Raw genomic sequence first — 20,937 nt, 5'->3', positions numbered from 1 at the left:
CCTCGAACCCGCCGCCTGGCTCAAAGCCACACTGGAAAAACTCCCCGCCTGGCCCAATAGCCGGATCGATGAGCTACTACCGCTGGGTCCACAGCCCGAGTAAAGGTGGGGCGGCTGGACGCTTACAATCCATATGCAGGTTGATCGCCGGGGTGATGTTCCATTCGCCTTCGATGACCTTGCCGGTCTGGTCGAGGCGCAGGATGTCCGAGGCGGTTACTTCGCCCCAGGTGAGCTCCCAGGGGTTGGCCAAATAGGTGCCATCGTCCTGCTTGACGGTGACATGACCGGCAATATGGTCGTTATAACCCTCTCGATACAGCACCCGGCACAGCAGCGCCACGCGTTGGTGCGCAGTCAGTTCGGGCAACAGTGCATACCGGCCTGGCCTGGGAATGTAGCGGGCCAGGAGGTCGTGATTAAGTTCATCTTTCATCATTCTGGTGTGCTCCTCTGCAGCGGTTGTGATCCGTGAATGTTCCTTCAGAACTCACGCCTGCAAGGGTTCGCGGGCGAATACCGAGGTGCGCTGCATGCGCCGTTGATGGGGTTGGTAGTCCAGAATGGCGTTGTGCAACACGCTTCGGTTGTCCCAGAGCACCATGTCACCGACACGCCAGCGATGGCGAAACCCGAATTGCACGTGCTGGCAGTGCGCGTGGAGATAGTCCAGGATCGCGTCGCTTTCAGAGGGGGCCATACCTTCGATATGGGTGGTGTAGGTCGGGCTCAGATACAGGGCTTTGCGACCGGACACCGGGTGCTGGATCACCAGCGGGTGCAGGTGGCGGCGGTTCATCTGCACGACCTCGGCATAGCGCTCATGGCTGACGACGCTCTGGCGCAGCGCTGCCGTCATGGGCCCGTTCATGTCGTGCCAGGCGCTGAGCCCGTCGAGGTAGTGCTGCATACGCCCGGACAGGCTGTCATAGGCCGTGGTCATGCTGATCCAGCACGTATCGCCGCCACAGGGGGGAAGGATCTGGGCGTGGGTCATGGTGACAATCGGCGGGTCGGGCAGGAAGCTCTCGTCGTGGTGCCACATATCCGCCCGGTCACCCAGCCTGGAGTCGATCACGGTGATCTGTTCAAAGCCTGCGCCCAGGTTGGGATAGAACGTGTGAACTTCGGGCTCGCCGAAATATCGTGCAATGGCCAGGTGTTGTTCTGGCTGTAGCCATGGGGCGTGCAGTACCAGGGCTTCATGTTTGACCAGCGCAGCTTCCAGTGCCGCTAGGGTTTGCGGCTGAAAAACAGTGGCAGGATCCAGGTCAAGCACTTCGGCGCCCAGGTGGGGGCCAAGGGGCTGGAGGGTGAGTGGTGAAGGCATGGGCAATCTCCCGGCAGGCTGAAATATCCGATCTTATAGAGGGCGTATCACTACACGTTTGGACGATGTCCGAGCGTCTCCAAAGATCATACTGACGTCATCAGGGTTGAGATATTCGCATTCTGCGGGCATCTGATTGTGTGTTTAACCTACTGATATAAAAGGAAAATATCTGAAATTAAGAACAGCAGTAAATACTCCGCTCGGGTTCCCATGAGCAAGCCAGCCGATGACAATACAAAGGGTCTGATGCCTGCGCTGCGCAAGCGGCCGGTGCAATCCCGCTCACGGGCACTGGTCGATGCTGTTGAGCAAGCCTGCCTGCAGATTCTGGATGAAGCAGGAGAGGCGGCGCTGACGGTCGCCCGCATCGCCGAGGTATCTGGTGTCGCGGTCGGCTCGATCTACCAGTATTTTCCCAGCAAGGACGCCATCGTGGCTTTGCTGTACGAGCGTGTGCTCGACGAAGAGTCCGAGCAGCTGCTGAAGGTGCGGGAAAAGTTGATTGGCGTGCCCCTGAAGTCGGCGCTGGAACAAATTCTGGCCAACATCATTCGCGTCGAAACACGCTTGTTCAGGCTGAACAAGGTGTTTCATTTGCGCTATCACTCGGCCTTGCACCTGGGCATGTGGCGCGGGCCATATACCACCACCGGGGAATTTATCGAAGCGACCTGGTTGCCGCTGCTGCAGTTGTATGAGGATGAAATATCCACGCAACACCCGGCCATGGCCGCTTACCTGCTCGGGCAGGGGCTGCGCAGTGTTATCCGCTCGGTACTGGAAGACATGCCGGACCAGCTTGAATCCAGGGCGCTGCTCGATAGCCTGGTGGCCATGGCCATGGGGTGCCTGCGGCCTTGCACGCGGGAGTGATCTGGCGGTCGGCCCGCTGTGCGGCTTCGCACGCCGAGCAGTTGCGGGCGCTACACGGATCATCAGTCAGCTTGAAACAGCCAGTTGCACCTTGACCTTCTTTATCCTGCAACTAAGGTCGTGGTAGTGCACCCACCGCGCAGCGTCTGTTCTTGAGCGTGATCCGAAGGCAGGGATATGCAAATTAATCACCCATGTTCAGCACTACGCCCGTTTCTCCGGTACGCAGCCGTCAGCTTGCTGACCCTGGCTATGGCAGCGCAAGCCCATGCCGAAGACACCTGCAGCGCCCTGGCCGCCAGGGCCTTGCCCGATGCGACCATCACCGTGGCCGAGGCCATTGCCCCCGGGCAGTACCCAATGCCGGAAAACCCGCTGACCCGGCTGGCGAGTTTCTCCGGCATGAACCCGGCAGGGCGCCCCGCAGTCGGGCCAAACCCGGCCTTTTGCAGGGTTGCTGCCACACTCAGGCCCAGCAGCGATTCAGATATCAAGATCGAAGTCTGGTTGCCGCTCAATGGCTGGAACGGCAAGTTACTGGGTGTCGGCAGTTTTGGCTGGGGCGGCGCGATGATGTACCCGGCCATGCTCGCCGGGCTTGAGCAGGGCTACGCCACGGCAGCGACCGATACCGGACACGACAGCAGTACTGAAGAAGGCAAGGGCGGGCAGTTCGCCCTGGGGCACCCGGAAAAACTGATCGACTATGCCTGGCGCGCCGACCACTTGATGACGGTACATGCCAAGGAACTGATCAAGGCCTACTACGGAAAACCGGCCAGCCGGGCGTACTGGATAGGCTGTTCGCTGGGCGGCCTTGAAGGTCTGATCGAAGCCAGGCGCTTTCCCGATGACTACGATGGTATCGTCGCCGGTGCGCCGCCCAACCCGCTGGTCAAGTTCAATGCCGCCCAGCTCTGGCCCGGCTGGTTGCTCGGTCGCCACCGCGATGTGAACATGACCAAGGCCAAGCTCGAGATGGTCAGCAAGGCGGCGCTCAAGGCCTGCGCCACGCCCATTGGCCTCAAGCAGGGGTTTATCGACGACCCGCAGCATTGCGATTTTGAGCCTGAACAATTGCAGTGCAAAGGCACCGAGACAGCCGACTGCCTGACGGCGGGGCAGGTAGAGCTGATGCAGCAGCTCTATCGAGGGCCGATCAACCCGCGTACCGGGGAAGTGATCTTTCCTGGCGTGGCCAAGGGCAATGAAAACCTGCTCGGTGATTTTGTCGATGGCCAAGCGTTCCCGGTGGCCCTGGACCTGTTCAAGTACGCGGCTTTCCAGGATCCGGACTGGGACTGGACGACCATGGACTGGGACAAGACCGTGAATGAGGCTGTGAACAGGCTCGGGCCCTTGTTGCACGTTGACTCCAACCTCACGGCATTTTTCGACCGGGGGGCAAAGCTACTGCTTTATGTGGGCTGGAACGATTTTCATAACGGCCAGGAGCTGATCGACTACTACCAGTCACTGCTGCGTGATTCGGGCAAGGCGGCCCGGGCTTCGGCCCGGCTGTTTCTGATCCCGGGCATGGGCCATTGTTACGGCGGTGCGGGCTGCGACACCTTTGACAAGTTGGCCATTATCGACAATTGGGTGGAGCACGGCGTAGCACCGCAGCGCATCGTCGCTTCGAAAATTGAAGACGGCAAGGTTGTGCGCACCCGCTCGCTATGTGCCTGGCCGCAGGTCGCCCGTTACGCGGGCAAGGGCGATATCGACAATGCCGACAGTTATGCCTGTGTCGAAGTAACGCAATAGTGGTGCAAAAAAACAAAGGCCTGCATGAGAAGTCTCATGCAGGCCTTTGTGTACCTTGCGCCGGCGCTATTGCGCTGTTTTCAGCGGCCTACCAGCAGTTCTGCGGCCTGATCCAGTAATGCCAACGGGTCCTTGGCCTTATGGATATCCACCGACAGCAGTTGACGAAAGCGCCTGGCGCCAGGGAACCCCTGGCCCAGCCCCAAAATATGACGCGTGATATGGTGCATTGAACCACCCGCGGCTATATGCGCTGCGATATAAGGCCGCAACAGCGTGAGCGCCTCTACCCGCGAAATGACAGGGGCAGAACTGCCAAACAGACGTTGATCGACCTCGGCCAGAATATACGGGTTGTGATAGGCCTCGCGGCCGAGCATCACACCATCAAACACCTGTAAATGTTCCTGGCATTGCTCGAGGGTCTTGATCCCGCCGTTGAGAATGATCTCCAGTTCAGGGAAATCGGTTTTCAACTGCGCGGCAACGTCATAGCGCAGAGGCGGGATATCGCGGTTTTCTTTAGGCGACAGCCCTTCGAGAATGGCAATACGCGCATGCACGGTGAAACTGGTGCAGCCTGCATCACGAACCGTACCGACGAAATCGCACAGTTGTGCATAGCTATCGCGGCCGTTGATGCCGATACGATGCTTGACCGTGACAGGGATAGCGACCGCATCGCGCATGGCCTTGACACAATCGGCCACCAGGGCCGGGTGCGCCATCAGGCAGGCACCGATCATATTGTTCTGCACCCGATCGCTGGGGCAGCCGACATTCAGGTTCACCTCGTCATACCCTGCATCCTGAGCCATGCGTGCGCAAACGGCCAAGTCAGCCGGAACACTCCCTCCCAGTTGCAAGGCCAGCGGATGCTCAGACGCGTCATGACGCAAGAAGCGCTCGGCATCACCATTGATCAGCGCACCCGTAGTGACCATTTCGGTGTACAGCAAGGCGTTTTTGGATAGCAGACGCAGAAAAAACCGACAGTGGCGATCTGTCCAGTCCATCATGGGAGCCACACTGAATCGTCTGCTGGTAACGCCTTGATTTATAAGGGTTTTATCGTTTTCTAGATTCACAAAAATACCTTCGTGTGTAGCTTTTGTGCACACGGAGTGCACATGACGTGTGTGTGCAGTGTATTATCCGGGTACATAAAACTGCACATGGAATGCACACGATGGCGAGTATTGTAAAGCTTCCAAGCGGCAGTTGGCGCGCACAGGTTATGCGCGGCGGGGTGAGGCATGGCATGACTTTTAAAAAGCATGCTGATGCTAAAAAATGGGCTGCAGATCAGGAGAGCAAGCTTGAGAGCATCAGAGCCTTAGGTACAGCATCAACACCCAAGGGTTCCACTTTCGCCGATTTTGTTGATAAGTATGTTGAAGAGACAGAGCCCGTCAAAAAGCACGGGAAAAATAAAAAATCGACTCTTAAGCGCCTAAAAAATGAGTTCAAAGGCGTACTGATGTCCGATTTTTCGATCCTGCATCTCAGGGATTTTGTTGAAAGACGTGTGAAAGAAAAGACGCAAGCTGGAGTTAGCGTCTCTGGAGTGACAATCGCAATCGATCTGTCTTACATATCGACTGTACTGAAATGGGCGAGGATCGTGAAGCACTACGATGTTGATGTAAGCATTGTGCAGAGAGCGAGAGAAATGCTCGAGCCCATGGGTCTAAGTACAAAAAGCAACGAGCGAAAAAGAGAAGCATCAAAGGATGAGTTAATAACTATCTTCGCTGCATATCAAAAAAAGCTGCGTCAAAAAATTCCAATGGAAGATATTATTACGTTTGCATTAGCGTCTGCGATGCGCCAAGAGGAGATTTGTTCCCTGGAAATCAGTGATGTTGATTTTGACGAAAAATCTATAGTTATAAAAAACCGCAAAGATCCGAAGCAAAAGAGCGGTAACGACATGCTTGTGCCGCTACTCGGTAGAGCATGGGAGCTTGCAGAAAAATACATCGGTGATCGCAAGTCCGGAAGGATATTTCCTTACAATAGCGGGTCTGTTAGCGCATCTTTTACGAGAGTTTGCCAAGAGTGCGAGATTCATGATCTCCGTTTCCACGATCTGCGTCATACAGCAGCCGGTCTTTTGTTCGAAATCGGGCTGCACATAGAGCAAGTTGCTGTGCTCACGGGTCACAAAGACTGGAAAATGCTAAAGCGATACACGCATATTAAAGCCAAAAATGTGCATGCGTCGTACGAGGAAAATATGCAGCGACGTAAAAAACGCGAAGAAACGCTTGAAATTATCACTTAGTATTAAAAACAATCTCTTGGAACCGCGCAGCCTGCGAGTTCCAAGCGGTATTTATTAGTCTAAATTGATCGCAAAATAGACTCTCGACTACGCGTTTTTCTCAGCGAGTGCATGTAGTCTTTGACATCGTCAATTGCGTAAAAAAATGCATTACCGAAAAGCATTGGTGGAGGGCCTTTATAATGCTTGCGCCAGTGTTCCAGGGTCTCTTTTTTTACCTGGGTGATTTCGATCATCTGCTCTTCAGTCAAGAAGCCCAGGGATATGACAAGTGCGTTGCGGTCAGACATTGGATTGCTCGTGATCCGTGAGCGCGCGTACCTTCCTAGTCGTAGCGCCGAATGAATATTGAAAGTGAGGGCGATCAGGCGATTGCGGTCATGCTCGAGTCGGAGAATCGCAGGACATCATCACGCTTGTAAAAAACACGGCGGCTGATGTGGGCGTAAGGCGTAAGAGCCTTCATGTGCTTGCCGGTGTACCGCCAGAAGCGGAGCGTGTCGACCGAGACGCCCAGGATCGCTGCGGTCTCTTTTACTGAGATGAAGTCGCCGTCTGCAGGCTTACGCATCAAAATTTCCCTTTATGGTCAGTGGGTTGCATCGACAGAGCTGTGCCCGTCGGTGTCAATTTATGCTGATCGTTTGGGAAGTCGCTGTCAACAAAAAAATCGACACCACCTATTGACATGCTGTCAATTCTCAGGGTCAACGAGTATAGATATGCTATACCGATACCTTCAAAAGCAGCAGGCAAAAAGAAGCCCCAGCAACGAGAGAGAGAGCCGGGGCTAGGGTGCAACTAGAGAGAGATGTACTCCAGAGAAAATGCTCGTAAACTCCGAAGTACATGTCTATTGTAACCAATAACTTAAACCTGTTGCATTGTGCTTGTTGTCAAGCCGCTAAGTTTTGGATGCCTCTTGTTGCGTTTGTTTTAATTCAGGTGTATGTCGCCGATCTCGTTTTGGGCAGGGAAGCCGTTAGTGCCTGGTTTGTGCTTGATACGCGCCAGGATGGGCATGTCGTATGCCTTGGTTATGTCCTGGATGCTTGGTATTTCCAGTTTTGTGGCTTTGGCGATTTTGGTCTTGATCGAGTCGGAAATCTTAATCGCAACTTCGTGGCTGCCTGCGCCATAGAGTCTATGCCAAAGATGACGTCCTGCGTGCTCCCCTGACATTACTTGCAATTCCATCAATACCGTTTCGGCGCCGGTCTTAGTGTTGCCGACTTTAGCAGACTTGATTTTGATCATCGCGTCGTGAGTCGGCATTGCTTCCCTGGACTCTGATTGTTTGACGACAATTGTAGTGTTGATAGGCTTTCTTGCTTTGCGCTTGAGACTGTTGATGTGTGACTTAGTAAAGAGTTGGCAAGATCTCCAGGCTGCGGCCTCGTTACTTTCGCCCGCGCGCGGGCGGTTGCGAGGATATTGTTGGTCGCGGAAGTATTCGTTCCCTGCGTGTAGGGTGTTGTCGATTTCAAAAAGACGTTTGGCGATTTCTTCTTCAGTTGACGAAGTAATCATTCCGCCCAGGATACGGTTGAGTTCATATGAGCGTCCGCGTGTTCCTGTTAAACCTGTGGCTTTGCGCGGCGCGCCAGGTCTGTACTCGGTTTCGACTCCATACGTTGACTGATGAAGTTTGTATTCGTCGATATCCGCTGGCGCGCCGGGGTTGTAAAAGCTGATGGCAAATTGCTTTCGGTCGGGGTGGGCCGTGTACACGTAATAGCATTGACTTAGTGTTTTCCAGCACTGATCTACAACTTTAAGCAAACGTCCGCCCAGGAACTCATCTAGCTGCTCCAGGACTGCGGCGCGTACGCTGATGTGCTCGGACGGGTAATACGGGCGGGATGCTGCTATGACGATCCTGAAGCGCGGTGCGAGCAGTGTGTGGCTGTGGCTCGTGTAAATGAAGTGCTCAAGACCGAGGTCAAGGAGAGCGTCTTCGACTTCTTCCAGAGCAATCATATCGTCGTCGTAGCCATAACCGAGTTTTTGGTCAATGTCGAAAATGATGGCGCTGGCGGTGTCCACGTTCTGATCGTTGCGAATAAAAACGCGGAAAGACGAAGGGATAAAAGTTGCTGCTTTAGTCTTGTCGTCAAGTACAACCGGCGATTCAAAAGACGTTTCGAAAAGGGCCTTAAAAGATGGGGCGGTCTGCGGGCGAACAATGTTAGTCTCAGCAGTGGTCTGGGTCGCGTACTTAAATGCCATCTTTTTATCTATCTCTTGTAAGCCCAAGGTTCTCTTGCCCCGGTAACTACATTATTGGGAAGAGATTCGGTGGGCGCAATGCTTTTTGTAAGATATTTGAAAATTATTTAATGCGCAAAGCTGTAGTGCAGTAAATACAGGGTAAATGAGCTTGGCTGGGATGTGTGCGGCTTATGAGTATGCGTATAAGCTTTATAGCGCTGAGGTCGGCTACGTATAGATGCATGGCGTCACGAAGACTATAAAAGCAGTATTACTTAACCAAAAGGTACTGACGAGCCAACCCAACCCGCCTCAAAAGTATCAATACGCCACCCCCGATGCTATCCATTCTCTTATATAAAGAAAGAAGAGGAGTAGGAGGTATGGGGGGTGGATTGTTATCATTTTGATTAAGTGAAACGCTTTTGTATACCTCGCGTTAGTATCAATGTGAAATCAAGTAAGGCCATAAAAACATACTCGAACAATTAATTTCGACAACTTTCGATTTATCACTTGATCGTGTGCGCAATCAAGTTTAATAATAGTCACAAGGCGCAAGAGAGATGCCTGAAAAGCAAGTGAGTTAGCAAAATGCAAAACATCAAAGCTTACGCAATCAACACTGAGCTCGACGGCTACAAAACCATCAACTCTGTCGACGTCATGAAAACCGCTGAGACTCTGCGCACTGACTACCCGAAAGTCGCTCGTGTTATCAACATTGATGGCAATGTGATCCCCGCGATCAAAGCTGCACTTAAAACCGCATCAGGCATCGCATCAGCAGCAAGCGGCATTCTCGCAACTAACATCCACAACCTGAGCAAAGTTGAGCTGGCCGTACTGATCGCCACAAACGACAGCAGCGACGAAGCTTTCGACCGCGCGGCCTTCGAAATCGCCCGAGATGCCTTTACCGCTGGTGACCTGGACGGTAAGGCCCAAGCCCTTGCAGGCGCTTCAGGCCGCACTCAGGAAGCTTGCTTAAAGCTGATCAACGCCAAGTTGTCGCGCAAAAAAGCAGAGCTGGTATCGCATCTGAAGGGCCTCAAAGACGAAGGCCAGGCTCCGCTCGACGCCGCCGAGGTTCGCGACTACATCTTGTCTACAGAAGGCGCTGCGCTCCTGGCTCTGCCAACGGCTTACGGTAAAACAAGCAAAATCATCGAGCCCGTACTCAGCGAAGAAATGGCACGTGGTAGCAAAGTCCTGGTGATCAGTCACCGCCGCTCGATCAACCGCAACATAGCCCAACTCGAAGGCATCGTCAGCTACGACGAGTGCGACACCCCTGACGTCCTGCAAAACGCACAAGGCCTCAAGATCGTCGTCAACTCACTCTCAGCTCACAAATTCAAAAGCTTCATCGAGTCAGCAGACGTAGTAGTGATCGACGAAGCGAGCCAGGTCATTGCCCATGTGCTCGGCGGAGAAGTGAAGCACCGCGAAGCTGTCTGGAACGCACTGCGGTTTGTCGTCAAAAATGCGAAAAAAGTAATCCTGGCTGACGCTGACATCAACGCCAGGTGCGTTGAGCTCCTCGCTGATCGCCCATCCAAGCTTTTCAAGGTCGCTCAGGATCACAGCGACATCACAGTAAGGACGTCGGATTCGAGCACCGTGCGCGGATTGGTAGTTGAAGCAGCTAAGGACGGTAAGAAAATTTTGGTCGCTTGCGACGGCGCGCGGGAAGCCGAGGCGCTGGGCAAGTACATCGAGAAGAAAGCTAAGCGCCCGGTACACGTGATCACGGCTGCAAACGCGAAGTGGTCTGAGCAAGCTGAATTCATCGCTAATCCGAATTCCACGCAGCACGAAATCGTCATCTATTCACCTGTGATCACATCCGCACTGTCGATCACTTCTAACCACTTCGAGTCGCACTTTGGACTATTCGGCGGACAGATCGTACCCTCCGACGCTATCCAGATGCTTCGTCGTGATCGGACTGCCACGTCCTTCACCGTGGGGCTCAAAACCCCTGACTATCGCAAGTCTGAGATCGTGGACATTACCTTCAAAAAAGCCATGGTCGCGACAGAGGAGCTGCTGCGCGGGCTGACGATCAGTTCTGAAGCAAAGTACAAGATCCGCGAAGCAATTGCTGCTGATAACGCCCCTTCGGCTTTCGAAGCGCTGCAGTACGATCACTGCTCAAGCGAAGCGTGGCTCAAAGACAACATATCCAACACCTTGCCGGCGCTCCTGCTCATGCAGGGGTTCGGAGTTGAAGTCTTGGAGCGCGATGATGAGATGTCGAAGTCGGGTTTCGTCGCTGACTCCCAGGGCCGTAAATCAGTAAAAAGGGAAACCGCTGCGAAGCTGCTCAGATCAGCGCCGGCGCAGGCCGAGGTCGTTCATGCAGTAAAAGACGCCGGATCGAAAGACGAAACTGAGTACCTGTCAGTGATCCGAGCCCGCGCGCAGGAAGTCATGGGTCGCGCGCAGCTAACCAGCGAAGACGCGAAACTTTGGGGAGAGGGTGAAGGGGAGTTGAAGATCAAGCTCTTCAGAAAGCTCTACAGCGTGAGCTCTATCAGACCAGACGACGAACTCGCAGTGTTCTCGCAGATCTTGCCAGCTATCGCTGAAATGTCGCTGACTAAAGGCTGGAGAGCAGATGACTCTTCAGCACTCTTTGACCGCCTCAATACCATGCGCTCTAAAGTTATTGGCCTAGGCATCAACATGTCGCGCGCTAACACTGCCAAGGCTAAGCAAGCGGCTGTAACCAACGTCCTGAAGTGCTTCGGCCTGAAGACCCGCAAAGTGGATGGTGGTAAATCCGGCGACTACTACATCATCGACCAGGACTCGATCATCCAAATGTCCAGCTACTTCAAAGTTGGCGCGCCGCTCTAAGTCATCAAATGGCCACGGACGGCCATCACCAAAACTCCAACATTCATATACCTAACAAATTTTGTTTGTCAAAGTTCGATTTGTTTGCATTTTCTCTATTGTGCGGCTGAAGGCTCCTCTTTATTATAGAAATATAAGAGCAACAATAATAAGAAAGGCCTTATAAATGAACATGCTCGTACACTGCCCCAAAATCATCGACATGACTGAAGTCGATGATATCCGTAGAGAGCTCCTCCAAGGCTTCCAGAACGTTGACCCAGGCCTCCTCGAACTGATCACCGATACATGCCTTGCAGCACTTAAAAAAGTGGACTGGAACGCTTACAACGACCAGCGCTACGGTCGCAAGCCAGTGCCAATTGATGATGTTATTTTCCTACCATCACTACCTCCAGTACCTAAACCATACCGCTCATGGCCAGAAGTTCACATCTCTAAGTTTGGCGGTCTCAAAGGACTTGAGTACGAGCCAAAGTCGCACAAAGTCAAATACGTCATCGAGCACACATACCAGCCAGATTGGATCGATGCGCTTAACGATCGAATTTTTTACGAAGCGAAAGGAGTAATACCTACGCTCGCTGACGCAGCAAAGTATCGCGCAGTAGCAAAGAGCAATAACGTTCACTTCATCTTTATTTTACAAGAGCGAAACATTATTTGTCCGTTTGCAAGGCCAAGAAAAGATGGAAGCCGCATGACTCATGAAGAATGGCTGAAGAAAGAGGGGTTCGATTACTGTTATCAGAGTGAAGAAGGCAAGTTCCTAAAATCAGCTAGATACAAATACCTAGTAGAAAATATAGGTAAAGGCCTGCCACGTTTAGAAGAAGCTTTGCGCACAAACAACAAGTAATAACTGTTACAATAAATGCATAACAATAATAAGAAAATAGCATTATGCGCAAGATTCTCGGTATCGATCCAGGTCTTTCAGGCGGCCTATCCATAATTGATGAGCGATTTAACCTTATTGCTTGCTATCCAATGCCGACAGTTGTGGGTGATTATGGCAAGCGCAAGGTTGATCCTGTTGCCGCTTACAACCTTTTGTCGAAGTACGACATCGACCTGGCTGTTGTCGAGAAAGTTGGCGCGCGGCCAGGGCAGGGTGTTGTGTCGATGTTTAACTTCGGCGATTCGTTCGGCTCGATCAGGGCTGTAGCTGCGCTGGTTGCAAAAGAAATCCGGTTCACTAGGCCTCAAGAGTGGCGTGGCTGCCAGGGGCTCACAGGGCTGTCTAAAGAGCAAATCGCCGAAGTTGCCTTCGAGGTGTTCCGGGCTGAAGCCATTTATGGTCGCAAAAACAAGACCGGCGCGCGGGCGATCAAGGACGGTATATCGGACTCTCTGATGATCGCGAAAAGCGGCGCGCGGTTCCTGGAGTGACTGATGGCGACTAAGGCGCTCACTAAAAAGATCATCACCGATCTCGAAAAGTACATCACTCAGACGACCAGTCTGAAGATCGCCTGTGGGTGTGCCGGCGTGCCGTCCTCGACCTTTTTTGCATGGCAAAAGGCCGCAAAAGAGATCGAGGAAGATGGAAAGATCGAGTCTGACTTAACCAAAGATGAGCTCCTGCTGCTGGAGTTTCTGGAGCGAGTAGACCTGGCGAAAGCCAAATCCTGCAAACCTGCAATCGATACAGTGATGAAAGCGATCAAGATGGGTGATGCAAACCAAGCTTCCCGCTTACTTTCGCGACGAATGCCGGAAGAATTCGGCGATTGGAACAGAAAAGAAGTAACCATTCGCACCGAAACAACTGAAGAAACTACCACTGGTATTGCACTTATACCGTCAATGGGCGGTGATTCCGATCTCGATTTAATGCTCCAACAGCAGCAATCCGACGCTTTGTTGCTCGCAAAAACTAAAACAAACGAGCTCAGCTGATGATCAAGCAAAGAACCCCTTTCGACTGCGGTATCGCGACTTTGGCCAACACATTGGCGATCAGCTACGAGCAAGCTCTGGATCTCTACGGAGCTGACAAACAACGCAATGGCGTGAGCATTCAGCAGACCGCATCGATCCTGTTCAGCCTTGGCTATGCCCCTGTGTATATCCCATTCCCAGGATTCAGCAAGGCCAGCGGAATCACCATGGGCACAGCAAGCCCAGAAATCCTCGAAATCTTCGGCGACCCCGCAATCCTCCAGGTACTGACTGCATCTGGACTCGTCCACCAGGTACTTTTTGACGGCAAAAACATCCTTGATCCGGCCCCCTCTGTGACTGTCCCTCGGACACTCAGCGACTACCAATGCGTGGACGCTTTGTTTGTGATCAAACAAGGCCAGGCGCTTGTGCGCAAAATAGGCTCTTGGAGCATTTACGAGCCATATAAGGCTCCAGTGAGTCATATACGTTTCATGGACGGTGGCGTATGAGCTCCGCTGGGAATCTGAGAGCGATTACAAAGGCCGTAAGGAATGTCGTATGGGAGCCGATCCCAGGTGCAGGCGGTGGGCTGAGCTCGCAAGGCATGCTCCTCATCACCGGCCAACCTCGCAACCTTGTAAAAGAGGTGCTGTTCCACGGCTCCAGGGGCAACGGCAAGTCCGAGTGCCTGCTGATGGCGTTTGGACAACACATTGGAAAGGGGTGGGGCAGTTATTGGCGCGGGGTGATCCTCAGGCGCCAGTTTTCGTCGCTTAAAGACTTGATCGTTAAGAGCCATCGTCTTTTCCCAAGACTGTTCCCTGGCGCCACGTACAACAAGAGCATGCGCGAGTGGACATTCCCGACCGGCGAAGTCCTGATCTTTGATTACATCGAAAAGAAGGAACAGTACGAAGCCAAGTTCCACGGCCAAGAATATAGCTTCATCGGTTTTGATGAATTGACTACCTGGGCCACGGACGACATATATGAGTCGATGATGTCCACCCTCCGGACATCCTATCAGCCCACTAAGGCCCAGCCACTCATGCCACCTCTGCAAGTCCGGAGCACCACGAACCCGTGGGGTGTCGGCAAGCGGTGGGTCAAAGCGCGTTTTATTGACGGCAAAATCAGCGGCCAGATTGAGTATAAAAACGGCCAGCGGGATAAGTGCGCAATCTTCGGCACTGTTTTCGAAAATCCGCACCTGAATGACGAATACAAGCAATGGCTCAAGACGATTTCCGATCCTGCGAAGCGTGCCAGCTGGTTGTTGGGCGATTGGGAGGCCGTCGATGACACTGCGATGTTCGCTGCTCTCTGGAGGAAAGATGTGTTGCTCATGCAGCCATTCACAATCCCAGCGCACTGGAAGGTCGAGAGATCATTCGACTACGGGCAATCCACGCCGTTTTGCTGTCTCTGGACTGCGGAAGCGAACGGCGAGTCTGTCTTAATCAATGGGGGATCATTCTGCCCGCCCAAGGGCTCAATCATCGTTGTCGGCGAGGACTATGGCACACCGCTTAACCCTGACGGTACTCAGCAAAAGCGTGACCTCGGCCTTTTCCTCAGCGCAGGCAACATCGGCAAGCGGCTCAAGAAACGAGAGCTGAAGCTTCAGGAAACCATCCTCAAAAATCACAACAAGGTCACTCCAGGCCCTGCTGACAACCAAATTTATAACGGCAGCAAGGTTGATCAGGGTAGCGCTCCTACAGTTGCGAAAGATCTAGCTGCAGAAGGCATGACGTTCGTGAACTCGGACAAATCGCCAGGCTCAAGGGTGACAAGTGCCCAGCTGATGTTTGGTCGTTTGCAAGCAACCATTGAGCAAGATCCTGGTAAGCCACATATCTACTTCTTCACTAACTGTAAGTTTCTGAACTCGTCGATTCCGGAACTTCAGAGGGACGAGGATCAACTGGATAGCGTAAGTAAGTGTGGGGATGACCATGCTTGGGATGCCCTGGCTTATAGACTAACTTGGAAGCGACCAGTTTCTTCCGTGCAATACGGTCTTGGCGGATATCAGTAATAAATTAGCTGTACAATAAACTAGCCAATAAAAATAATAATAGGCCCGCAATGTCAGTAGAAGTTAGAACAGCGCGTTGTCAGAAGTTTTATTCTGAGCGAGAAACCATCAGAGATGTTCGTGGTGGGGCAAATGTCATTCGTAAACTCGGTGCTAAATACTTACCCCTAGAGCCACGAGAACATCCTGAAGATTACAAGCGAAGGTTGGCACGCTCTTTATTCATGAACTTCACGGAGGAAATGGTTAAAGATTTAGCTGCTAAGCCTTTCGTTCGACCTGTCGTCATCAAGAGCGAGAGCCACCAGGAAATTGCTGACGGTGTCGCCAAGCGTGTAGATGGCCGTGGAACGAGCATGACTGGTCTTTGCTCGGCAGTATTCGAAGACGCAATCTGGAATGGAACATCCTTCTTTGCGGTTGACTGCGCCGTCAATGGAGGCATGCCGTATATCTATCACCTCAGTGCCGACAAGATCCTTGGCTTCAAGCTTGATGAGGACGACAGGCTGACGGAAATTCGCATCTCTGAAACCGCTGTCGTGCCAGATGGCGATTGGGGTGAGAAGGAGGTCGAACGAGTGCGTGTATTCCGGCGCAGCGGTGAGGTCGTGACATGGTCGCTTTGGGAAAATGGTTCTGGCGGATATCAACAAGTCGTAGCCGAAGAGCCTTTTGCACTCAAAATCATCCCGGTGTTTCCAGTGCATTCATCTGCCGTCGTGCCCAGCGGTGAGTTGTTCGTACCTTCACTCGTGAAAGACCTGGCTTGTGAAAACCTGGAACACTACCGGAAGCTTTCAGACTATTCGAACATCCTTCACCTCACGAGCTGCCCGTCCATTTTCATCACAGGTTTGGAGGCTGATGAGCAGATCATCATCGGAGCCTCATCCGCGATCAAAGGGCAGATCGGGGCCACGATGGCTTACGTTGAGTCCAATGGATCTGCGACTGGGTCTGGGCGAGAGGCTATCCAGGATCTTGAGCGCAAGATGAGAAGTCGCAGTGCTGGGCTTTTGGAGAACAATGGCCCCACGGAAACGGCTACTGGACGAGCGCTTCAAGCAGGGCAGACGAACAACAAGGTAGCGATCATTGCGATGAACATGGCTGCCGCGCTGGAGCCTTGCCTTGCTGGCTATGCCTACTTCCTGAAAGTGAATGCGCCTGACTTCACGGTGGATATCAACACCGACTACGGCATCACAAGCAACCCAGAAGAACTCACAGCGCTTGCTAGTGCGCGCACATTGGGTGACCTTTCTAGAGAAGATTACCTGCAAGAAATGAAGCGACGCGGCATTCTAAGGAACGAGTTCAGCTTGGCTAACAACGAAGATCGACTTTCGACAGAGCTCGCCTGATCGGCGTGGAGGGGCCGCAGCCCCTCCCATTTCTCAGGTGTCGAGCATGTCCCACTCATCACCCAGAATCCATCGAAGGGCTGACAGCTTGCCATTGATCATGCCCCACTCAAAATCATCCCAAGGGCCAGTGTCTTCGTACTTCTCGCGAGCTTTTTCAGCTGCGGCAAGAGCGCCTTTCAGAATGGAACGGTGAATTACCTCATTGCCATACCTCTCGGTGCCGTCCTCTACGATCTCAACCTCACCTTCTTCAACACCGTACATCATGTTCATGTGCCGGTTGTACCAAACCTTGTCGACCAGCTCGTCCATGGCTCCCAGAATTTCCTGAAGGCCACGCGTCTGATCCTCCCAGGCCCACTCGTTTTCATAGTGAAATTCCTCAAGATCCAGCAGATCTTCGATTGCAGGCTTCGTTGTATTGAAATACAGGGAGGTTTTGCCATCAAAGATATCTGAAAAGTCTTCGTGGGGCTGCCTATGATCCTTGCCCGAGAAGTCCGTGACGTTGTGAGTCACGAACCTGAAGCTTTTGAAATTGGCTGTCTGCTCGATTCGGAATTCCTGGAAGGCTTCGGCCAGTACCGCATCAGCAACGCTATTCTTCTGCTTGTGGAATGGAGCTCTCTTATCGATTGCTCGTTCGGCAGCCTTGATCTTGGCGGCATCTGAGATAGGCGTCTGGAAAGCCAGGTCGAATAGCTTAATCACTCGGTTGACGCTGCCCTGAGTCGCCTCAGAAAGGATCGGCAGCCGGTGGTTCACATCATCAATGGTCTCCAGCGCACTGTCTTTTCCTTCGCCGCCGAATGACTGGATGATCCCTTTGACAACGCGGATCTCACTCGCAATTCGCTTGCGCGTGGACTCAATGACCTTGTCCTTGTTTCGCTCGAATTCTGTACGCACAAGCTCGGGCACCAGGAGCTTAATAACTCCTTCTTCGACAAGGTGCTCTATGGCCGTCAGCATTGGCAGTTCTGCTTTCTGGGTCGAAATATCTAGCCAGACGCATGTGTCGAGCATTACGAGATGCATTGAAGCTCCTTTTGACGACTGGATTGCTAGACTTGGCTTTGGCCAGCACTGGATAATGGCCTATCAACATACAGGAGCGTCAAATGTCTCGTCTCGCAGAATTCCGTCAACTCGAAAAGCATCTTGCTGAGCAACTCGCAGCCCTTGAGGCCATGAAAGGCGACGAAGGCCTGAAAAAGGAAGTTGAGTTCGAAACCAAGCTGCGCGCACTGCTGGCTGAATACGGCTACAGCCTGCGTAACATCGTCGCTATCCTAGACCCACAAGCTTCGGCCCGCCGTGCCACGCCTCCTGCGGAAACCAAAGGCAATCGCAAACCTCGTCAGGTCAAAGTCTACAAGAACCCGCACTCTGGCGAAGTCGTTGAGACTAAGGGCGGCAACCACAAGATGCTGAAAGAGTGGAAAGCTGAGTACGGATCCGATGTGGTTGAGTCCTGGCTGGCTAAGTAAGACTGTTTGAGTACAAACAAAGGGCCCACGCAGGGCCCTTTTTGCTGTCATGGAGGAGAGTATGGAGATCAACAAGCCTCAGCACCTTCAGGCGTTCCGGGAGCTCTTGGGAAATACGAGGTATCTCTTGTGCGTCGATCTCGAAGCGACTTGCGACGAGTACCCGGAAGGTCTTACAGACGAGCAAAAGCTTGAACATAAGCTTTTGGTGCAACGTGACGAGATGGAAACCATTGAGGTAGGCGCGGTAGTTCTAGATCTGCATCAGGGGGCGACCGTTGTCAGTGAGTTCTGCTGTTTTGTGCGGCCTGTGCTGAATCCGGTTCTTACCTCTTTCTGCAAGCGCTTGACCACAATCGACCAGGTTGATGTCGACAGCGCTGGGACGTATGACCAGGTTCGTCAAAGGCTTGATGAGTACCTTGCTCCGTTCAAAGCTGACGGGCTGATGTGGTGCTCATGGGGTGACTACGATGCAAAGCAGCTCGAGGCTGACGCTGTCAGGAACTCCTGTGCTCCCATGCTCGCTGATGTCGCTCACACGAACGCGAAGAAGTGGCACTGGAAGATGCTTGATTGCCGGGCGATGAGCTTGAGGCCCGCCGTGGAAGAAGCCGGGATAGAATGGAGAGGTCAGTACCACCGTGGGATCGATGACGCTCGCAACCTTGGCTCACTGGTGGGTGAGATCCTGCATGCTGGCTGAGCCTGGTGAGACGGCAGTATGATGGTGGTTTGAGTGCAAACTAAGGGCCCTGCGTGGCCCTTTTGCTGTCATGTGGGAGAGTAGGAAGATCAAAGAGTCTTATGTAGACTTTTGTTTGTGTACTTTTAAAAATAAATCTCCAATCTCATTCGTCATCTCTAATATTATTTTCATCGCAACGGCGTTGTCTAAGTTTGGTGATAGTTGCAATAGGTTTACGGTGACCTGAGAAAGCGAAATTGCCATCGAGTGTGCTGGGTCTGTCATCCCAGAGTCACTAGAGCCAACGAGCAGAAGATCAGCGCTGGTCTCTGTCATGCCTAACGAAGATCTAATAGTTTTTGCGCTCGCATGGATGTTTTGGCTCGACCACTTGTAGTAAGGCCTCCAGTGATCAAGGTCGACCGATTTTTCGAGATCGGCGAAGTTTGCTCTTTTCTTTCCCAGGGTATCTTCTGCCCATCCGTATAAATTTGAAAAATCACTGCCGTAGCGAGAAATTGCCTCATCATATTTGACTTTTAAGCTAGCAATGGCGTGATCACTTAGTGGGGCAGCTTGCAATCGCTCTTCATATTTTTTGTGTTGGCAAGCACCTTTGTATGAATCAACATACTCATGGGCAAGATATCTTTCAACTGTGTCAGTTCCTTTTTCTGTTAGGAACTTTGAGGTTACAGTTATCTCATGCAGTGCTCGCCATCGAGAGTGAGCGCCATCTGCAAAGCCATTGGTCAACAAGCAGGCTATTTCTTTGGCGACTAAACATCCCTTAGCGTGTAGTCTGGTTATTGTATCGAATAGAATGTCCCCATTTTTGGTTGCAGTCGGGCGTAACCTTTTATTAAAGTTATCACCTGCTTCGGTACAGATACCGATAAACAATTCCAGGGCGTCGAATCCATCTTTCCAACGTTGGTAATTTCGTGCTTTAAAGTCAAGGTGGCTCTGCCTTATCTCGTCAAGCCCACCCTGATAAGCATCACGTTTAATAGACTCAAGAATGGTTTTTGGAAGTCGGTTTAGGATTTCATTAAGCATTTCTGGAGCTGATGCTGCTATAGCTTCAAGTTCAGCCTCAGTTTTAGCAGATGCGACAAGCTCTGCTATCGATTTATTAAACTCGTCCTGAAGAATTTGCATGGATTACCTAATTTTTTTCAAGTGTATGAGAGGCTGTTTGGGTGGTGTCTGAAACGGATTTGGCAAGGAGAGTCAGTCCTGCGCCAATAACCATTATTGCAAATCCTATTACCATCATTTTCATCCCGCGACTCATACCATAACCCTGATATCTTAATGGCGATTGGTCTTCTTATAGCTGTCGGGGTGTTTGCCGTCAAACCTTTGCGTAGCCAAACGGCGTTGCGAGTGGATGGCTGGCGGTGATAGCTTGCGATGATGATAAAACCAGCGTTCGATCATGATTTTTCGCGCGTAAGCCGTGAGCACTACATAACTGGAAAGTCAGCCATAAATTTCCCTACGATGAGAGCGACTGGCGGATGGCACTCACTTGCCTATTTTGATCGTGACTCCGGAGTGATGAAGCTGTCGCTAGCGGGTATTCACTACCCAGATACCACCGCGTTCTTTAGTGATGCCGGGATATGCGACATGAGCCAAGAGCTGGCAAGACGAGGATGGTCGGCTGGTGGGCGCGGGCTGAGCCTGATCGTGAGATTTTCCTTGATATCCTGGCTACCGGCAGTATCAGGCTGCAGGAACTGGGACGCTTAGGAAAAGTAGAGAACTGGCTGCGTTACCAGTAAATCAGCTAGGGTTTCGAGGAGCGGACTGTACATGACCCCGGCCATCATCATCGCAGACAAAGTAGACGCGCATGGGCGACCACATATGCTTGGTGTGAACCAAATCGTCGTTGAGGTCGAGCGAATAGCCCGAGTCGTCGACATTAATCACTTGGGCCAGCTCGACATCAGTGAAGTCGTGCACGCACTCGTCAAAGCTGACGCCTGGCTCACGGCTCGACAATACTTGGCACAGGTGCTCCCGCAGCGAAAATTTAACCGTCCCACTGTAAAGCCAAGCCTTGTAAAATCGGGTGGGTGACGGTGTTTATAGCTTTGCGGTTGTTTGTCGT

22 protein-coding genes are annotated in these 20,937 nt (G+C 52.3%); 14 read left to right on the top strand and 8 right to left on the bottom strand.

Annotated features, from left to right (window positions below; all coding sequences use genetic code 11):
* On the top strand, window positions 1-103 hold a 103-nt coding region (locus HBN79_RS04765; protein ID WP_169916207.1), incomplete at its 5' end, for a transposase domain-containing protein.
* Here HBN79_RS04765 and HBN79_RS04760 read toward each other — a convergent pair.
* Both HBN79_RS04760 and HBN79_RS04755 read right to left on the bottom strand, forming a co-directional pair.
* Window positions 77-439 carry a class II aldolase/adducin family protein gene (locus tag HBN79_RS04760; RefSeq protein ID WP_262372264.1) on the bottom strand — a complete coding sequence of 121 codons (363 nt, stop codon included), beginning with the start codon at window positions 437-439 and terminating at the stop codon, window positions 77-79. The two genes, HBN79_RS04765 and HBN79_RS04760, sit on opposite strands and share 27 nt — an antisense overlap.
* 51 nt (window positions 440-490) lie before the next feature.
* The gene (locus tag HBN79_RS04755) at window positions 491-1,330 is read right to left on the bottom strand and encodes a TauD/TfdA family dioxygenase (RefSeq protein ID WP_095021135.1); all 840 of its coding nucleotides are present in this window, start codon (window positions 1,328-1,330) and stop codon (window positions 491-493) included.
* Between the two features lie 213 nt (window positions 1,331-1,543).
* Here HBN79_RS04755 and HBN79_RS04750 point away from each other — a divergent pair, with 213 nt between their 5' ends.
* Together HBN79_RS04750 and HBN79_RS04745 are read left to right on the top strand one after the other, a co-directional pair.
* The gene (locus HBN79_RS04750) at window positions 1,544-2,206 is read left to right on the top strand and encodes a TetR/AcrR family transcriptional regulator (RefSeq protein ID WP_095000039.1); all 663 of its coding nucleotides are present in this window, start codon (window positions 1,544-1,546) and stop codon (window positions 2,204-2,206) included.
* A gap of 177 nt (window positions 2,207-2,383) precedes the next feature.
* The gene (locus tag HBN79_RS04745; RefSeq protein ID WP_169916399.1) at window positions 2,384-3,973 is read left to right on the top strand and encodes a tannase/feruloyl esterase family alpha/beta hydrolase; all 1,590 of its coding nucleotides are present in this window, start codon (window positions 2,384-2,386) and stop codon (window positions 3,971-3,973) included.
* Between the two features lie 80 nt (window positions 3,974-4,053).
* On the opposite strand, the gene dusA is transcribed toward HBN79_RS04745, so the two are convergent.
* Window positions 4,054-5,034, bottom strand: coding sequence for a tRNA dihydrouridine(20/20a) synthase DusA (gene dusA / locus HBN79_RS04740; RefSeq protein ID WP_346010138.1), 981 nt, complete (start codon window positions 5,032-5,034; stop codon window positions 4,054-4,056).
* 128 nt (window positions 5,035-5,162) lie between these two features.
* Between dusA and HBN79_RS04735 the strand changes: the two genes are divergently transcribed.
* Complete coding sequence (locus HBN79_RS04735) at window positions 5,163-6,260, top strand: site-specific integrase (protein ID WP_169916397.1); 1,098 nt, start codon at window positions 5,163-5,165, stop codon at window positions 6,258-6,260.
* A gap of 59 nt (window positions 6,261-6,319) precedes the next feature.
* Here the strand turns inward: HBN79_RS04735 and HBN79_RS04730 are convergent, their stop codons facing one another.
* From HBN79_RS04730 to HBN79_RS04720, 3 genes are all read right to left on the bottom strand, one after another.
* Complete coding sequence (locus HBN79_RS04730) at window positions 6,320-6,550, bottom strand: hypothetical protein (protein ID WP_146540831.1); 231 nt, start codon at window positions 6,548-6,550, stop codon at window positions 6,320-6,322.
* A gap of 74 nt (window positions 6,551-6,624) precedes the next feature.
* A complete protein-coding gene (locus HBN79_RS04725) occupies window positions 6,625-6,831 on the bottom strand; it encodes a helix-turn-helix domain-containing protein (RefSeq protein ID WP_146540833.1) in 207 nt (68 codons plus the stop codon).
* A 365-nt stretch (window positions 6,832-7,196) separates the two neighbouring features.
* Complete coding sequence (locus HBN79_RS04720) at window positions 7,197-8,489, bottom strand: hypothetical protein (RefSeq protein ID WP_169916396.1); 1,293 nt, start codon at window positions 8,487-8,489, stop codon at window positions 7,197-7,199.
* A 576-nt stretch (window positions 8,490-9,065) separates the two neighbouring features.
* Between HBN79_RS04720 and HBN79_RS04715 the strand changes: the two genes are divergently transcribed.
* The 7 genes from HBN79_RS04715 (at window position 9,066) to HBN79_RS04685 (ending at window position 16,634) form a co-directional block, all read left to right on the top strand.
* A complete protein-coding gene (locus tag HBN79_RS04715) occupies window positions 9,066-11,336 on the top strand; it encodes a replication protein RepA (RefSeq protein ID WP_169916395.1) in 2,271 nt (756 codons plus the stop codon).
* Window positions 11,337-11,502: 166 nt separating this feature from the next.
* On the top strand, window positions 11,503-12,195 hold the full coding sequence (locus HBN79_RS04710; RefSeq protein ID WP_169916394.1) for a hypothetical protein: 693 nt from the start codon (window positions 11,503-11,505) through the stop codon (window positions 12,193-12,195).
* A 44-nt stretch (window positions 12,196-12,239) separates the two neighbouring features.
* A complete protein-coding gene (locus HBN79_RS04705; RefSeq protein ID WP_169916393.1) occupies window positions 12,240-12,728 on the top strand; it encodes a hypothetical protein in 489 nt (162 codons plus the stop codon).
* A 3-nt stretch (window positions 12,729-12,731) separates the two neighbouring features.
* Window positions 12,732-13,238, top strand: coding sequence for a hypothetical protein (locus tag HBN79_RS04700; RefSeq protein ID WP_169916392.1), 507 nt, complete (start codon window positions 12,732-12,734; stop codon window positions 13,236-13,238).
* Window positions 13,238-13,735: a hypothetical protein gene (locus HBN79_RS04695; RefSeq protein WP_262372263.1), complete on the top strand. Its 498-nt coding sequence runs from the start codon at window positions 13,238-13,240 to the stop codon at window positions 13,733-13,735. Before HBN79_RS04700 ends, HBN79_RS04695 begins: the two co-directional genes overlap by 1 nt.
* 95 nt (window positions 13,736-13,830) lie before the next feature.
* The gene (locus tag HBN79_RS04690) at window positions 13,831-15,267 is read left to right on the top strand and encodes a terminase family protein (protein ID WP_262372262.1); all 1,437 of its coding nucleotides are present in this window, start codon (window positions 13,831-13,833) and stop codon (window positions 15,265-15,267) included.
* A gap of 50 nt (window positions 15,268-15,317) precedes the next feature.
* Window positions 15,318-16,634 (top strand): DUF4055 domain-containing protein, encoded by a 1,317-nt coding sequence (locus HBN79_RS04685; RefSeq protein WP_262372261.1) that lies wholly within the window; start codon window positions 15,318-15,320, stop codon window positions 16,632-16,634.
* A gap of 33 nt (window positions 16,635-16,667) precedes the next feature.
* On the opposite strand, the gene HBN79_RS04680 is transcribed toward HBN79_RS04685, so the two are convergent.
* Window positions 16,668-17,675 (bottom strand): PIN domain-containing protein, encoded by a 1,008-nt coding sequence (locus tag HBN79_RS04680; RefSeq protein ID WP_169916390.1) that lies wholly within the window; start codon window positions 17,673-17,675, stop codon window positions 16,668-16,670.
* A gap of 83 nt (window positions 17,676-17,758) precedes the next feature.
* Between HBN79_RS04680 and HBN79_RS04675 the strand changes: the two genes are divergently transcribed.
* Window positions 17,759-18,127 (top strand): histone-like nucleoid-structuring protein, MvaT/MvaU family, encoded by a 369-nt coding sequence (locus tag HBN79_RS04675; protein ID WP_169916389.1) that lies wholly within the window; start codon window positions 17,759-17,761, stop codon window positions 18,125-18,127.
* Window positions 18,128-18,188: 61 nt separating this feature from the next.
* Window positions 18,189-18,833 carry a 3'-5' exonuclease gene (locus HBN79_RS04670; RefSeq protein ID WP_169916388.1) on the top strand — a complete coding sequence of 215 codons (645 nt, stop codon included), beginning with the start codon at window positions 18,189-18,191 and terminating at the stop codon, window positions 18,831-18,833.
* A 99-nt stretch (window positions 18,834-18,932) separates the two neighbouring features.
* Here HBN79_RS04670 and HBN79_RS04665 read toward each other — a convergent pair whose 3' ends face one another.
* Window positions 18,933-19,976 carry a DUF5677 domain-containing protein gene (locus HBN79_RS04665; RefSeq protein WP_169916387.1) on the bottom strand — a complete coding sequence of 348 codons (1,044 nt, stop codon included), beginning with the start codon at window positions 19,974-19,976 and terminating at the stop codon, window positions 18,933-18,935.
* Window positions 19,977-20,636: 660 nt separating this feature from the next.
* Here HBN79_RS04665 and HBN79_RS04660 point away from each other — a divergent pair.
* A complete protein-coding gene (locus HBN79_RS04660; protein ID WP_169916386.1) occupies window positions 20,637-20,906 on the top strand; it encodes a hypothetical protein in 270 nt (89 codons plus the stop codon).
* Window positions 20,907-20,937: the final 31 nt, after the last annotated feature.

The sequence above is a fragment of the Pseudomonas sp. WS 5051 genome, from assembly GCF_012985715.1.
Classification (GTDB): domain Bacteria; phylum Pseudomonadota; class Gammaproteobacteria; order Pseudomonadales; family Pseudomonadaceae; genus Aquipseudomonas; species Aquipseudomonas bubulae.
Note: the sequence above shows the minus strand (reverse complement) of the source record. Positions and strands in the feature narration are given on the sequence as shown.

Bases quoted from the DNA above. Each gene is read 5' to 3' on its own strand.
- HBN79_RS04760 (WP_262372264.1), bottom strand. From the start codon at position 439: ATGATGAAAGATGAACTTAATCACGACCTCCTGGCCCGCTACATTCCC.
- HBN79_RS04755 (WP_095021135.1), bottom strand. From the start codon at position 1,330: ATGCCTTCACCACTCACCCTCCAGCCCCTTGGCCCCCACCTGGGCGCC.
- HBN79_RS04750 (WP_095000039.1), top strand. From the start codon at position 1,544: ATGAGCAAGCCAGCCGATGACAATACAAAGGGTCTGATGCCTGCGCTG.
- HBN79_RS04745 (WP_169916399.1), top strand. From the start codon at position 2,384: ATGCAAATTAATCACCCATGTTCAGCACTACGCCCGTTTCTCCGGTAC.
- HBN79_RS04735 (WP_169916397.1), top strand. From the start codon at position 5,163: ATGGCGAGTATTGTAAAGCTTCCAAGCGGCAGTTGGCGCGCACAGGTT.
- HBN79_RS04730 (WP_146540831.1), bottom strand. From the start codon at position 6,550: ATGTCTGACCGCAACGCACTTGTCATATCCCTGGGCTTCTTGACTGAA.
- HBN79_RS04725 (WP_146540833.1), bottom strand. From the start codon at position 6,831: ATGCGTAAGCCTGCAGACGGCGACTTCATCTCAGTAAAAGAGACCGCA.
- HBN79_RS04720 (WP_169916396.1), bottom strand. From the start codon at position 8,489: ATGGCATTTAAGTACGCGACCCAGACCACTGCTGAGACTAACATTGTT.
- HBN79_RS04715 (WP_169916395.1), top strand. From the start codon at position 9,066: ATGCAAAACATCAAAGCTTACGCAATCAACACTGAGCTCGACGGCTAC.
- HBN79_RS04710 (WP_169916394.1), top strand. From the start codon at position 11,503: ATGAACATGCTCGTACACTGCCCCAAAATCATCGACATGACTGAAGTC.
- HBN79_RS04705 (WP_169916393.1), top strand. From the start codon at position 12,240: ATGCGCAAGATTCTCGGTATCGATCCAGGTCTTTCAGGCGGCCTATCC.
- HBN79_RS04700 (WP_169916392.1), top strand. From the start codon at position 12,732: ATGGCGACTAAGGCGCTCACTAAAAAGATCATCACCGATCTCGAAAAG.
- HBN79_RS04695 (WP_262372263.1), top strand. From the start codon at position 13,238: ATGATCAAGCAAAGAACCCCTTTCGACTGCGGTATCGCGACTTTGGCC.
- HBN79_RS04690 (WP_262372262.1), top strand. From the start codon at position 13,831: ATGCTCCTCATCACCGGCCAACCTCGCAACCTTGTAAAAGAGGTGCTG.
- HBN79_RS04685 (WP_262372261.1), top strand. From the start codon at position 15,318: ATGTCAGTAGAAGTTAGAACAGCGCGTTGTCAGAAGTTTTATTCTGAG.
- HBN79_RS04680 (WP_169916390.1), bottom strand. From the start codon at position 17,675: ATGCATCTCGTAATGCTCGACACATGCGTCTGGCTAGATATTTCGACC.
- HBN79_RS04675 (WP_169916389.1), top strand. From the start codon at position 17,759: ATGTCTCGTCTCGCAGAATTCCGTCAACTCGAAAAGCATCTTGCTGAG.
- HBN79_RS04670 (WP_169916388.1), top strand. From the start codon at position 18,189: ATGGAGATCAACAAGCCTCAGCACCTTCAGGCGTTCCGGGAGCTCTTG.
- HBN79_RS04665 (WP_169916387.1), bottom strand. From the start codon at position 19,976: ATGCAAATTCTTCAGGACGAGTTTAATAAATCGATAGCAGAGCTTGTC.
- HBN79_RS04660 (WP_169916386.1), top strand. From the start codon at position 20,637: ATGACCCCGGCCATCATCATCGCAGACAAAGTAGACGCGCATGGGCGA.